This is a genomic window from Limosilactobacillus reuteri (assembly GCF_020785355.1).
Taxonomy (GTDB): Bacteria; Bacillota; Bacilli; order Lactobacillales; family Lactobacillaceae; genus Limosilactobacillus; species Limosilactobacillus reuteri_I.
On the sequence record NZ_JAJGVH010000074.1, the window covers coordinates 40,953 to 54,179 of the forward strand.

Here is a 13,227-nt window from a genome sequence, read left to right on the forward strand (position 1 = left end):
ACCGTTCAATGATAGTCCTTATTATATATAAATCGGAATTACAAGATTTGAACTTGCGACCTCTGCGTCCCGAACGCAGCGCTCTACCAAGCTGAGCTAAATTCCGAAAAAATAAGCGTAACAATTAAACTGTCACGCTTACTATAATTAGTGCACCCAGAAGGAGTCGAACCTTCAACCTTCTGATTCGTAGTCAGACACTCTATCCAATTGCGCTATGGGTGCATATAAGCGGAAGACGGGATTCGAACCCGCGACCCCCACCATGGCAAGGTGATGTTCTACCACTGAACTACTTCCGCATGTCTTTGATAAGTTATTCCCTATCAACGATTATTAATATTACACGAAAATCTCATCAATGTCAACAAGAATTTTCAAAAAATATTAAATGCGGATGAAGGGACTTGAACCCTTACATCAAAATGATACAAGATCCTAAATCTTGCGCGTCTGCCAATTCCGCCACATCCGCAAATTAATGGAGGATACAGGGCTCGAACCTGTGACCCCCTGCTTGTAAGGCAGATGCTCTCCCAACTGAGCTAATCCTCCATAAATAGGCTTGCTATATAAATCAACCTATTTAATATATCATCTATATACTTTTTTGTCAAATCCTATTTAAGATTTAATTCAATTAATTTTTCATCAATCATGGCTAAGACCTTCTTAGCTGCAGCCGGATCTTCAACAAAATCATATTTATCGCCATCAATAACCATCTTAGGGCTTTCATTATAATCCTCATACCATTGAACATAACGTTCGTTTAAATTTTTATAATATGAATATAAGGAAGGATCATTAGCAATTTGTTCAAATGAACGTCCCCGTTTTTTAATCCGTTCAAGCATTGTTTCAAACGAAACCCTAATTGTAATTAAAAGGTTAGGGGCTTTTTGGTGTGGTTGCTCTGGCAATTCTTCCATCATATTGCCTAATAATGAAGAATAAATATTTGACTCCGTTTCCGTAGCCCGGCCCATATCCGCGTTTAACTTGAACAATAAAGCATCTTCAAAGATTGAACGGTCCAAAACATTTAAGTCATTTGAGTATGAATCTTTAATCTCAGCAAGACGTTTGTTTAAAAAGTAAATCTGTAATAAGAAACCATATTTTTTAGGATCTTTATAAAAAAGCGGCAAAATTTTATTATCGTCGACAGATTCATAAAAGGCCTGGCTATTAAGATGGTCTGCCAATAACTTTGTCAAACTGGTCTTTCCTGCACCGATTGTCCCGGCTAAAGCAATCATTAGTTATTTCCCCCTATTTCAAATTCAAAAAGTAACGAAAACAATTCTAACATTTAAAATAAAAAGGAGCGAGTATTTTCTCGTTCCTTTTTCACTTACTAATCATCTTCTGGTTCGTATGATTCACCCTTTGTTCGCCGTGATAAATCAACCTTATCAAGTGGAATCAAGTGTGTCTTATAACGAATCTTGTAGTAGAAGAAAAGAATTAAGAATAATGGAATTCCCATGTAAGTAATCAAGATGTTTTGCCAATCCATTTTTACAAAAGCATCGATGTTTTGACCACAAATAACGATAATACATAAAGCAAGTGCGAATACTGGACCAAATGGGAATCCTGTTGCGTGATACTTCAATTCGGAAAGCGTATGTCCCTGTTTAAGGAATGCCTTTCTAAATCGATAGTGGGAAACTGCAATTCCCAACCATGCAATAAATCCACACAATCCCGATGCGCCAATTAAGTAGTTATAAGCTTTTGGACCAATAAATTGGGTTGCATAAGCTGCTAATGAGACAACCATTGTTCCTAGTAAAGCATAAATCGGAATACCACGCCGGTTTACATAACCAAAAATCCGCCATGCATATCCTTCACGCGCTTGTGAATAAAGCATCCGGGTTGAGGCATATAAACCAGAGTTAGCAGCAGAAATGACGGCAGTTAAGATAACCGCATTCATTGCACTAGCTGCAAAAGCTAACCCCGCCCGCTTAAACACAATTGTAAATGGACTCATTGTAATGTTTGAAACATCTTGATTCAATAAGTTCTTATCTGTATAAGGCAGGATACAAGCAATAACAAAAATAGCAAAAATATAAAAAAGTAAAATTCGCCAGAAAGTTGAATGAATTGCCTTGGAGACAGACTTTTCTGGTGTAGCGGCTTCACCAGCAGTAATTCCAACTAATTCTGTTCCTTGGAATGAGAAACCAGCAACTAAGAAAACACTAATAATCGCTGGCACTCCCCCAACAAACGGTGCCTGCTTGTAGTGGAAGTTGCTTAACCCAACAGGCTTACCGCCCATAATTCCAAAAATAATTGCAACACCAACAATTAAAAATACGATAACAGTGACCACTTTGATTAAAGCAAGCCAAAATTCAGTTTCACCATAAGATCGTACCGATAAATAATTGATTAAGAAAATTAGCGCCATCACTGTTACACTAAAAATCCAGCCTGGGACATTGGGAAGCCAATAATTCATTACAATTCCCGCAGTTGTAACATCAACGGGGATTGTAATTGCCCAGTTAAACCAATAATTCCAACCAAGAGCAAATCCGAGTGCTGGATCAACAAATTTCGTCGAATAAGCTGAAAACGACCCAGTCAATGGCATATATGTTGCCATTTCACCTAGACTCGTCATTAGGAAATAAACCATAATTCCCATAATTCCATATGCAACCAATGCTCCACCAGGTCCCGCAGTTGAAATAGCGGATCCACTGGCAATAAAAAGTCCAGTACCGATTGTTCCACCAAGAGCAATCATGGACAAGTGACGCGTCTGTAATGTCCGTTCCATATGACCCGTCGACTTAGATTCATCTGCCATAAATATATTTCCTCCAAATTTGTGTGTCTTAACGTCAACATTTTCGAAGAGGATAAATTAAAAGGGTCTTCTGATCGGTAACCCTACCAGAAGACCCAACTTAATACCTATAATTAATCGTTGAATCAATTTAGGAAGCGCCCCGCAATTATTGCGACAGTCTATAGCCTATTATGACTATAGCCCAACACCTACCAGAAATAAGCTAAGTAGTGTTTCGGCATATTTCCCTTTCACTAATACTCCGGTGCTTATTCACCTAATATCAGTTACTAATAAAATATGCAACCTCTTCATCGAATGAAATTATACCCCACTCAAATAAAAATGCAAGCCCGATTATTTAATAATGCGTTGCCATAAATCGTCCTTGTCATAAACAAATCCACATTTAATAAGCACTCGCTGGGAACGATAATTACTTTGTTTGCATTCCGCATGAATCGTAATCTTAGATGGCAAAATAGAAATAAATTTTTGAAGTGCAACTGTCATTATGCCTTTATTCCATTGGTCTCGCTGCAAAAGATAACCTAATTCATAATGATGAGCAATTCTTTTTCCTTCATCCCCATACCAAGCACTTAATACAATCATCCCCACTACATCTTCATTTATTTTTACTACCATCACATGATTATGGCGAATAAACATCTTAATAGCTTGCGTACGTTTTTCTTCTTGAAGCGGTAAAAGCAATCCCACTGCTTGTGTTAATTTTTCATCGCCCAATAATTTAACTATCGCTCCTAAATTGTTATTATTTTTTGCTGGTTCAATTATAATTTCACTCATTTTTTCTCCTATTTCCCGGGAAATAAAAAAGAGGAGCAGCAAAAAAAAGATTGCCCTCCATCAATTTCGATTATTAAATTTCAACACTACGGAAGAACGGAATTCGTTGCAATCGTGGTGCCCAAGCGACATAGAGCCATTCCGCTACTTGTAACCATGCATAAGCTAATAACATTGCACCAATAGTATCAAATGGCCAGTGAGCATAAAGATATACCCGCGATACTGCCAAAAAGAAGACTGCGAATATTAATAAAATTTGCAAAATTGTGCGGACAGATGCTTTTTGAATAAGCGGAATTACAATTAAGAATAAAATTGCTACTACCAAGAAGAATCCTAAAGTGTGACCACTAGGGAAACTATAGCCATCATCTGCTGCCAAGTGTTGTGCAGGACGGACCCGCTTAACGATGTGTTTAATGATTGTCCCAAGCACATCTCCACCAAAAATCGTTCCTAATGACCATAACGCTGGGATGCGATAACCCTTCAGCCATAAAACACCTGCAATAATAAATACCCATACTAAATCTAAGACTGGTTTAGCTAAAAATGAAAGTAAACTCATTAAAGCATGGAACCAACCAATTCCTTCTAGACGCTGACTGGTAAATAATGACTGCAAAACAGCATCAATCATTGTTAACACTGACGAATTAAACATAATTAATAGCATCAATGCAATAAAGAAACCACCGCTTAAGGCAAATCGCCACCACCGATGATCATCACGTTCAATAAACATAATCAAGGATTCTCCTAACTTAAATTAATTAATCAAAAATGAGTATACCACAGTGTCAAAAATTCCATCGTGACTTTTTGATTAAATATTTATGAAGATAGTTCAAAACACGATTTAAAAGTTCTCCTAACCCAAAGCCAAGCGTAATTGCACCAACAATGACAACTACCTGATAGAAATAAACATTAACAAGGTGGTAATTGCCAATAGCAAAATTACGAACCATTTTATAGGCCTGTCCTCCCGGCACGAATGGAACTAGCGCGGGCACATTAAAAACAATAATCGGCATTCGTTTTCGCCGAGCTGCTGCCTGACTCAATACCGAAATTAAGATTGCAGCAACTAAATTACTAAACGCAAGGCCAATTCCACTGCAATAATACATTATCCAATAGATTACCCATACGCCTCCGCCAATCATCCCCGCAGTATTGTAGGCACGTTTAGGAATATTTAAGAGGATCCCAAAACAAACTGTCGAAACATAGCATAAGAAAAATTGTAATAATAGGGTACTCCAATTCATCTCCTACCCTCCTAATTAAAGTGCAAAACAATTACTATCGCGCTACCAATCGAAACGGCAGTTAGGATCGCCTCAATCCCTCTTGTGGGTCCGCTGATTAAATTTCCTGAAACTAAATCCCGCGCCGCATTAGTTAAGGGCACTCCAGGAACCAGAGGCATAACTGCGCCGATAATAATATCATTAATATTATTAGCGAGGTGCATTCTAACAAAGATTACCGCTAAAATACCTATAATCAAGGAAGAACAAAACTCTCCTAAATACTGAATCTTAAATTTTCGCAAGAGGTATGAAAATGCCCCATAACCTACGCCACCTGCAAGGAAGCCGGCCCAAGAATCAGAAACATTGCCTGTAAAGACAATCATCAATGCGCCACTTAAAATTGCAGCGGCAAATGATTCGTACCAATTTTGCCATCTTGGCATCTTTTGGCGATCAATCTTTTTTAATTTGGCAAACGCTTGTGGAACATCAATTTTGCGCCGTGCTAGTTCACGAGAAACTTCATTGACATCCGCAATTTTACTTAAATTATTTTTTCGATGACGAATAGTAATTACTTGGGCATCAGGTTCATTAATCGTCCCAACTACAATGCCAGTTACGGTTGTAAAGGCCTGAAAGCCATGAAGTCCAGCACTTTTTGCCATTCGGGATAAGGTATCGTTAACTCGTTCCATATTTGATCCATTTTCAATTAAAAGTCTCCCAGCTAGCAAACAAGTCTTTAGTGCTAGTGCTTGTCGTCGTTTTGTTAACATCTTTTCGCCTTCTCTGTTCAAAGATATTTATTATTATCCTCTGTTTAGATAAGGAGCTCAATACAAAAAAACGGCCGGAAAAATCCAGTCGTTTTTTTGTATTTAGTCTTTAACTACATTTGCAGCTTGAAGGCCACGTTCGCCTTCTTCAACTTCAAACGTAACATGTTGTCCTTCGCTCAATGACTTAAAGCCATCCCCTTGAATAGCAGAAAAATGAACAAACACGTCATCGCCGCTTTCACGAGTAATGAAGCCATACCCCTTATCGTCATTAAACCATTTAACAGTTCCTTGTTCCATGTTGGAAATCCTCCTGTGCATTAAGCACTAATATAATTTGTAATTCGTCTCAGGTGAAGAGATCCATTTGCAATGAAACAATCGAACCAACCGCACTTAAAAAAACTACAAAAACCATTGTATCACATAAGCAATCATTTACATAATTAATCTTTATTTTCTTGAGCTGTGTCCGGTTCAATAAAAATATTATGTGATGCCTTATATGAAACATTAATTTCTTGGTCGTTATCCTCTTTTTGAATCACAATTGGTCCTTCAAAAGGCTCATGGCGAATTACAGTAACTTGTTCTTGAGGTCGTAATCCCAACTCTTCTAAGTAAGTGAGCAACTCATGATTATCTAAGAATCGTTCTAGTTCAACTTTTTCCCCATCATCAGCATCTGCCAATAAACGATGCGTTACATCTGGAAACTTGCCATTAGCTGATGGAATTACTCCACCATGCGGACAATGATCAGGGTGTTGAAGAAAAGAATCTAAGGCCGTTGCTAGTCGATCACTTGTCTGATGTTCAAGAATTTCCGCTTCTGAATGAACATCTGCAAAATTATAGTGAAGCTTATCCACTAAAAATGTTTCCCATAAACGATGCTTCCGAACTAATTCCGCAGCATACTTTTGTCCTTTTTCCGTTAAAGAAATACCGGCATATGGTTCATGAACAACCAGCCCTTCGTCAGCCAACTTAGAAATCATCTCGGTTACTGATCCAGCGGCAATTCCTAGTCCAAGGGAAATCTCTTTATTAGAAACTTTTTTATGACTACCACCTAATTCAAAAATAATTTTTAGATAGTCTTCCTTCATTGGAGTCAAATTGTTTCACCTCTGGGTATTAAAATTTGGCCTACGATCGGTCATTGTGTGTTTTTATATATTAACATTGAACCCAAATTGATTATAGCATATTATTAAAAGTGTAGTTTGGAAAGCCTAACTTTTTTGTTATAAGCTTTTTACAAACCCGCAATCGATCTTTACGGAGGAGTAGGTAAATCATGGACGAAAAAGTAACAGGGAAACGCTTTTTAGCAGTTACCCTCCTAAATGTATTAATTACAATTGTTGAAATTCTTGGAGGTATTCTCTCTGGAAGTTTAGCCTTACTATCAGACGCTTTTCATAACTTGGGAGATTCGCTTTCCATTGTACTAGGCTATTTTGCCCAGCATATTGGGGGTCAGCCAGAGAATCGGCAGCGAACCTATGGCTACCGGCGAGCTGAAATCCTCTCAGCATTAACTAATAGTATCTTTCTAATTGTTATCTCTGTCTTTTTAATTATTGAAGCTATTAAACGGTTAGAGCATCCTCAGCATATTAACGGAGGCATTATGTTAACCGTAGCCGTGATTGGTCTTCTTGCAAACTTTATTTCGGCAGCTCTTTTACATGCTGGTAGCGAAGACAGCTTAAATGTCAAAGCAACTTATCTTCATATTCTAAGTGACGCGCTCTCTTCTGTCGCCGTTATCATTGGAGGAATCATTCTTACCTTTGTCAATGTGCCATGGCTTGACCCTGCCTTGACAATCGGGGTTGCCCTCTATATTGCTTATGAAGCTTGGCCAATTATTAATCAAACCATTAAAATTCTCATGCAGTCTTCCCCTGATCTTGATTATAATTCCATCGAAAATGATTTAAAACAGATTGATGGCGTTACGGCTGTTCATCACGTTCATGCATGGATGATGGATGAACACCGAATTATTTTCTCTGCCCATCTGAATTGTGATGACTTGCCACTAAGCCAGGTTGAGCGGATCTATAGTCAAGTAGAAAAGATCTTGCATGAAAAATACGGAATTTGCCATGTTACTATTCAAGCAGAATATCACCGTGGGAAAGATGAAGAACTATTCAATACTCCCGTTGATGAAAAAAATGTTATTAGTAACGACTTCAAACAGGACTAAAATTAAAGGAAGCGAAAAGTTGAGCGAAAACTCAGCCTCTTGCTTCCTAATTTTTTATATAAATTAAAATAATTTTCCAACTCCATAGTGAATCGTAATCGTAATCAAACCAATAATAATATTTCGAATAACTGCAACTTTTACAAGCCCGTTACCAAGCTTAGAACTGATATAACCGGTTAGAGCGCTCGTAAAAGCAACCGCTAAAATCACGGCATACCACTTATATGCTTCGGGAGCAAAAGTCATCGCCATCAACGGAATCAAGCCTCCAGCAGCTGCTGAAAAAAGAGAAGAAAATGCCGCATCCCAAGGGTTAAGATAGTGACCAAGCTCAATATCATACTTAATCCGAACAACCGTCTCAAGGGGCTTTTTATTAAGGAGATCCTTAGCAATTTTGATCGATGTTTCAGGGGTAACTCCTTTATTTACATAATAGTCTTTTACTGCCGCAAGTTCCCCTTCATAATCGGTTTTTAAGAGCTGCTCTTCTTTAGCAACGGCCGCTTTTTCCGTATCCTTTTGAGTAGATACAGAGGCATATTCGCCAGAAGCCATTGAAAATGCACAGGCAAGCAAATCAGATAAGCCAGCAATGAAGATAGTAAAACGGTCACTTGTCGCTGCTGCTACCGATACCAAAACACCGACAACAGTCAGAATGCCATCATTTGAACCTAGTACCCCTGCTCGTAACGTATTCAGTTTTTCTTCCATTGTTTGCTTCTGATGTTTTTTCACCTTAATACTCATTTAATCTCATCTCCCTACCGTGCAAATAATTGTCCAATCAGGTATGTAACTCCCATTGTTAACAATCCAGCAACTGCATTTCTGATCATTGACTTAATTCGGTTAGATTTTCCTAAAACTGCCGCAAAATAACCAGTAATTAACAAGGCAATCAGAACTGCAATTGCGGTTGCTAAAATTCGAACGTTTGCGGGGGAAACGGTAACCGCCACCATCGGTAAAATTGAACCGGTTGGAAAAGATATAAAGGAAGCAATTGCCGCAGCATATGGGCTTGTAAACTCATTGGGATTAAAGCCATAGCGCTCTTGAACAGTTGTCCCTAAAGCATCTTTTTCCATTAATTCTTTCGTCGCTTGTTTAGCTAGTTGCGGATCGATGTCTTGAGCTTCATATTTCTTTTGGACATAGTCAAATTCATGCTGGTATTGATTTTGAAGACGTTGCTTTTCACTAATCAAAGCCATTTTTTGTGAGTCCTTTTGGGTTGAAACCGAGACATACTCCCCCATACACATTGAAATCATACCGGCAAGTGTTCCCGACAAACCTGCAATTAAGATGGAACGGGCATTACTCGTTGCCGCTGCTACCCCGATAACAATTCCGGCAATTGAAATAATCCCATCATTAGCCCCCATCACACTCGCACGCAGGACATTTACCTTTTGTGCTAGTGACATCTTTTTCTTGGACACATTTATCCCTTCCCTCTTTTAATTTAGAATCATTATAACATAGAGGTGAGTAAAAACAACCAAATAATCTTCAAATGGTATCCTATATTAGAATCATTAAAAATTATATTTTCATGTAAAAAGAGGCTGGGAAAATAATCCAACCTCTTTACTAATTTAAATTGTAAACTGCCAAAACACAGTAGCTCAAAAATTAAATTATTTATTCATAAGCCTGAACAGTATTTGTCCGAATAACAAATACTGATGTTCCAGCATGGCGAGCCATGTATGATGCCTGGGAACCAACCGCTTTACGATTACCCTTCTTACCAATTGAACCAACAACTAATAAATCCGGTTGGAAAGCAGGAATAACGTGATTACAAATCCGCTCAGCTGGCCGTTCACCACGATCAACAATTGCCGTAATCTTTTCTGGATCTACACCGTAATCAATTGCTGCTTGGACATATTCATTTACCCGCTGACGCAATTCGTCTTCGCTGCTATGAACGTAATCCTTATCTAAGATTTGATATACATTTACCCGATCAGTTTCAAGAATTGAGACAATTCCTAGCGCTGAGCCATCACGTTTCGCCTTATCAACCGCGTATGAGAAAGCGGCACGGGCATCTGGTGCATCGTCAACACCAACGAGGATCTTCTTGAACTTCTTTGGCTTTATTTCGAACATTAGTATTCTCCTCCCTATGTTCTACACTTTAACGATGAAGCATTACTCGCTCCTCTTCGTTAAGTCATATTCTTCACTCCTTATGTTACTACTTATCTCGATTTTGTAAATAATTATTTCGGTCTTCCTAAAATAAAAGTGATTTATTAAAGAATTTTATAATTATTTTTTCAAATTCACTTCTACACAATTCTCATTTTGACGACTTATAGAACAATCGATATAATAAAAGTTACTTACTTCTTGATAATATAACGAAACGGGGGTTAATTATTTCATGTCAATGATTGAATTTCATAATGTACAAAAATATTATGGTAAGTTTCATGCATTAAAAGATATTAATTTAACAATCGAAGCTGGTGAAACGGTTGTTTTAATTGGACCATCTGGTTCGGGAAAAAGTAGTTTAATCCGGACTGTTAATGGTTTAGATCCTATTAGAGACGGTCAATTAATCGTTAATGGCTTTGACCTTGCTGATAAGAAGACCAATGTTAATTTAATTCGAAAAGATGTTGGGATGGTCTTTCAACACTTTAACTTATATAACAATAAGAGTGTTATCGAAAACATCATGCTTGCACCACGAATCGTATTAAAACGCCCAGAAGACGAGAACCGAGAGTTAGCAATGAAACTGCTTGATAAAGTTGGCCTTGCAAATAAGGCTGAAAGTATGCCTGCTCAGCTATCTGGAGGGCAAAAACAACGAATTGCGATTGCCCGCAGTCTGGCCATGAAGCCTAAGTGCCTCCTATTCGATGAACCAACAAGTGCTCTTGATCCGGAAATGATTGATGATGTTTTAGACGTTATGAAAGATATCGCTAAAAACTCCAACATGACGATGTTAGTGGTGACCCACGAAATGGGCTTTGCACGAGCAGTTGCTGACCGGGTTATTTTTATGGCAGATGGTCGGATCTTAGAAGACGATTCAACTGAAAAATTCTTTGGCGACCAGCCTTCTACAGAGCGTGCTCGCGAATTTATGAGTAAGATCAGTGGTCACTAAGGAGGAATTACAATGAAAAAGTATTGGCGATTAATTAGTCTTAGCGCCCTCCTCTTTATCACCCTCCTTACCCTTTCTGCCTGTGGTACCTCAATTGCAAAAAAAGATGTCCTGACTGAGGATATGCGTAGTCAACGAATTACCTGGGGAGTAAAAGCAGATACTCGTCTCTTTGGACTGGAAAATATCCGGACAGGGAAGCTAGAAGGATTTGAAATTGATCTCGCAACAGCTATTACCAAAAAGATTCTCGGCCCACAGGGAAAACCAATTTTTGTTCCTGTAACTAGCGGAACCCGGGTGCCACTCCTTAAAAACGGTAATATTGATGCAATAATGGCAACCATGACGATCACTCCTGAACGGGAAAAGCAAGTTGATTTTACCCATTCTTACTTTGATGCTGGTCAATCTCTCCTTGTCAGGAAAGGAAGTCCGATCAAAAACATCAACGATTTAAATCGACGAGGCGCTGTAATTCTTGGTGTTTCTGGATCAAATTCAGTTAAAAACGTTGCGAGGTTTGCTCCTAAAGCACGCGTTCTTCAATTATCTGACTACGCTCAAGCAATGACGGCCCTTAAATCCAAGCAGGGAGATGCCCTTACCACTGATAATGGGATCCTCTATGGGATGGCAGCTGAAAATCCAGGTTATGAAGTTGTCGGCGGTAACTTTACTAAAGAACCTTATGGAATCGCCGTTAACAAAAATCAAACGCGTTTTCGTAATAAATTAAACTGGGCGTTAAGAGAAGTTGAAAAGGATGGAACCTACAACCGTCTTCTTCTTAAATGGTTTGGCAATGTTAAAGGATTTAATTATCAGGAGATGAAACGCTAATGTTAAATTTAATTATAAATGAGTGGCATCCCCTTTTAACCGGCCTCTGGAATACTATTCTGTGTAGCCTTATCGCATTAATTGGGAGCCTCATTATCGGAACCTTTTTTGCTCTTCTCGAGATTTCGCAACACCGTGTTGTTAAAATAATTGGTCATGTCTATGTGGAGGTCTTTCGGAATATTCCATTATTGGTAATTACAATGGCTTTTTTCCTGATCATTCCAATGTATATTGTTAAAATTAATGGGTTTACTGCGGGAACAATTGGCTTAACTCTTTATACGTCCGCCTTTATTGCTGAGACCGTCCGTGCTGGAATTAATTCAATTGATCCTGGCCAAATGGAAGGAGCCCTCGCCAATGGACTTACCTATGGACAAGCGATGCGCTACATTGTTTTACCACAAGCATTTCGCGTTGTTATTCCACCACTTGGCAATCAATTTATCAACTTGGTTAAAAACTCATCGGTCCTTGCCTTTGTCGCTGGCTTTGATCTTATGTACCAGGGAAATCTAATTGCAAACGATACCTTAGCAACTATGCCCACGTATTTCATTGTCGGGATCATGTACCTCATCATCACGCTTCCGTTGAGTTATTATATGCGACACCTTGAAAAGAAATTAGCCTAGGAGGGATGATCAATGCAAAACTTTATTGACGCGTATTCATGGATTAATATCCGTTTCCTCCTAGAAGGACTTTGGATTACAATTGAAGTTTCCGTAATTTCAATTATAATCAGCTTTATTTTAGGAACTTTTCTCGGAATTATTCGTTACGCTAACATCAAATACTTATCAGCAATTGTGGGTTTCATTATCGATATTATCCGTAATCTCCCCCTCCTGCTAATAATTTTCTTCACCTACTTTGGTCTCCCGAATATCGGAATCAAACCAGAAATTATTCCGGCTGCAATTATGGCACTTTCAATTTTCGAATCGGCAATGGTTGCTGAAATTGTTCGCTCAGGAATAAATTCGATTGATTATGGTCAAACGGAAGGGGCATTAGCTAACGGATTAACTAAGTGGCAAGCTTTACGAATTATTGTCTTACCACAGGCGATTAAGAATATGATGCCGGCCCTCGTTAGCCAGTTCATTTCCTTGGTCAAGGATACATCACTAGCAACAATTATTGTCTTGCCAGAGTTAATGTACCACGCCCAAATCATCTATGGACAAAACACAAATTATATTATTCCAATGTTCGTTGCTTTAGCAGTCCTATACTTTATTGTCTGCTACTCATTATCATTGTTTGCACGTTATTTGCATAAACACATTGCCTGAATATTAAAAATGGCGAGACTAGAAAAC

Annotated in this window: 16 protein-coding genes, 5 tRNA genes and 1 riboswitch; of the genes, 5 read left to right on the forward strand and 16 right to left on the reverse strand. The window is 38.5% G+C overall.

Going from position 1 to position 13,227, the window contains the following annotated elements; all coding sequences use genetic code 11:
• Positions 1-32 precede the first annotated feature (32 nt).
• From LMB56_RS05915 to LMB56_RS05975, 13 genes are all read right to left on the reverse strand, one after another.
• Positions 33-106 (reverse strand) — tRNA-Pro (locus LMB56_RS05915).
• Positions 107-151: 45 nt separating this feature from the next.
• Positions 152-225: transfer RNA gene (locus LMB56_RS05920), tRNA-Arg, on the reverse strand.
• A gap of 5 nt (positions 226-230) precedes the next feature.
• Positions 231-302 (reverse strand) — tRNA-Gly (locus LMB56_RS05925).
• Between the two features lie 90 nt (positions 303-392).
• Positions 393-475: transfer RNA gene (locus LMB56_RS05930), tRNA-Leu, on the reverse strand.
• A 7-nt stretch (positions 476-482) separates the two neighbouring features.
• A tRNA-Val gene (locus LMB56_RS05935) sits at positions 483-555 on the reverse strand.
• Positions 556-620: 65 nt separating this feature from the next.
• Positions 621-1,262 (reverse strand): deoxynucleoside kinase, encoded by a 642-nt coding sequence (locus LMB56_RS05940; protein WP_113897328.1) that lies wholly within the window; start codon positions 1,260-1,262, stop codon positions 621-623.
• Positions 1,263-1,360: 98 nt separating this feature from the next.
• Positions 1,361-2,836 carry an amino acid permease gene (locus LMB56_RS05945; RefSeq protein WP_035168573.1) on the reverse strand — a complete coding sequence of 492 codons (1,476 nt, stop codon included), beginning with the start codon at positions 2,834-2,836 and terminating at the stop codon, positions 1,361-1,363.
• Positions 2,837-2,963: 127 nt separating this feature from the next.
• Positions 2,964-3,138, reverse strand: a riboswitch (Lysine riboswitch).
• A 37-nt stretch (positions 3,139-3,175) separates the two neighbouring features.
• Positions 3,176-3,631, reverse strand: a complete 456-nt coding sequence (locus tag LMB56_RS05950) for a GNAT family N-acetyltransferase (RefSeq protein WP_229283547.1) — start codon at positions 3,629-3,631, stop codon at positions 3,176-3,178.
• A 73-nt stretch (positions 3,632-3,704) separates the two neighbouring features.
• Positions 3,705-4,379 (reverse strand): phosphatase PAP2 family protein, encoded by a 675-nt coding sequence (locus LMB56_RS05955; RefSeq protein ID WP_019252701.1) that lies wholly within the window; start codon positions 4,377-4,379, stop codon positions 3,705-3,707.
• A 55-nt stretch (positions 4,380-4,434) separates the two neighbouring features.
• Positions 4,435-4,908: a threonine/serine exporter family protein gene (locus LMB56_RS05960; RefSeq protein WP_019252700.1), complete on the reverse strand. Its 474-nt coding sequence runs from the start codon at positions 4,906-4,908 to the stop codon at positions 4,435-4,437.
• A gap of 11 nt (positions 4,909-4,919) precedes the next feature.
• Positions 4,920-5,675, reverse strand: a complete 756-nt coding sequence (locus tag LMB56_RS05965; RefSeq protein ID WP_153703177.1) for a threonine/serine exporter family protein — start codon at positions 5,673-5,675, stop codon at positions 4,920-4,922.
• Between the two features lie 102 nt (positions 5,676-5,777).
• Positions 5,778-5,978, reverse strand: a complete 201-nt coding sequence (locus LMB56_RS05970; protein ID WP_003672521.1) for a cold-shock protein — start codon at positions 5,976-5,978, stop codon at positions 5,778-5,780.
• A gap of 146 nt (positions 5,979-6,124) precedes the next feature.
• Complete coding sequence (locus LMB56_RS05975; RefSeq protein WP_019253152.1) at positions 6,125-6,799, reverse strand: metal-dependent transcriptional regulator; 675 nt, start codon at positions 6,797-6,799, stop codon at positions 6,125-6,127.
• A 182-nt stretch (positions 6,800-6,981) separates the two neighbouring features.
• Here LMB56_RS05975 and LMB56_RS05980 point away from each other — a divergent pair, with 182 nt between their 5' ends.
• Positions 6,982-7,902 carry a cation diffusion facilitator family transporter gene (locus LMB56_RS05980; RefSeq protein ID WP_086142537.1) on the forward strand — a complete coding sequence of 307 codons (921 nt, stop codon included), beginning with the start codon at positions 6,982-6,984 and terminating at the stop codon, positions 7,900-7,902.
• 63 nt (positions 7,903-7,965) lie between these two features.
• Here the strand turns inward: LMB56_RS05980 and LMB56_RS05985 are convergent, their stop codons facing one another.
• The 3 genes from LMB56_RS05985 to LMB56_RS05995 all read right to left on the reverse strand — a co-directional run bounded on the left by LMB56_RS05985 (position 7,966) and on the right by LMB56_RS05995 (position 10,035).
• Complete coding sequence (locus LMB56_RS05985; RefSeq protein WP_035157203.1) at positions 7,966-8,658, reverse strand: VIT1/CCC1 transporter family protein; 693 nt, start codon at positions 8,656-8,658, stop codon at positions 7,966-7,968.
• 14 nt (positions 8,659-8,672) lie between these two features.
• The gene (locus tag LMB56_RS05990; RefSeq protein ID WP_035157206.1) at positions 8,673-9,356 is read right to left on the reverse strand and encodes a VIT1/CCC1 transporter family protein; all 684 of its coding nucleotides are present in this window, start codon (positions 9,354-9,356) and stop codon (positions 8,673-8,675) included.
• 202 nt (positions 9,357-9,558) lie between these two features.
• Positions 9,559-10,035, reverse strand: a complete 477-nt coding sequence (locus LMB56_RS05995; RefSeq protein ID WP_065533243.1) for a universal stress protein — start codon at positions 10,033-10,035, stop codon at positions 9,559-9,561.
• A 277-nt stretch (positions 10,036-10,312) separates the two neighbouring features.
• On the opposite strand from LMB56_RS05995, the gene LMB56_RS06000 reads away from it, so the two are divergent.
• Genes LMB56_RS06000 through LMB56_RS06015 form a run of 4 tightly spaced genes read left to right on the forward strand, consistent with a single transcriptional unit; the run spans position 10,313 to position 13,200 of the window.
• Positions 10,313-11,053 (forward strand): amino acid ABC transporter ATP-binding protein, encoded by a 741-nt coding sequence (locus LMB56_RS06000; protein WP_003674920.1) that lies wholly within the window; start codon positions 10,313-10,315, stop codon positions 11,051-11,053.
• 12 nt (positions 11,054-11,065) lie between these two features.
• The gene (locus LMB56_RS06005) at positions 11,066-11,896 is read left to right on the forward strand and encodes a transporter substrate-binding domain-containing protein (RefSeq protein ID WP_228341968.1); all 831 of its coding nucleotides are present in this window, start codon (positions 11,066-11,068) and stop codon (positions 11,894-11,896) included.
• On the forward strand, positions 11,896-12,534 hold the full coding sequence (locus LMB56_RS06010) for an amino acid ABC transporter permease (protein ID WP_003664618.1): 639 nt from the start codon (positions 11,896-11,898) through the stop codon (positions 12,532-12,534). The genes LMB56_RS06005 and LMB56_RS06010 overlap by 1 nt, the downstream gene beginning before the upstream one ends.
• Before the next feature lie 12 nt (positions 12,535-12,546).
• Positions 12,547-13,200, forward strand: a complete 654-nt coding sequence (locus tag LMB56_RS06015; RefSeq protein ID WP_003674923.1) for an amino acid ABC transporter permease — start codon at positions 12,547-12,549, stop codon at positions 13,198-13,200.
• The last annotated feature ends 27 nt before the right edge of the window (positions 13,201-13,227 follow it).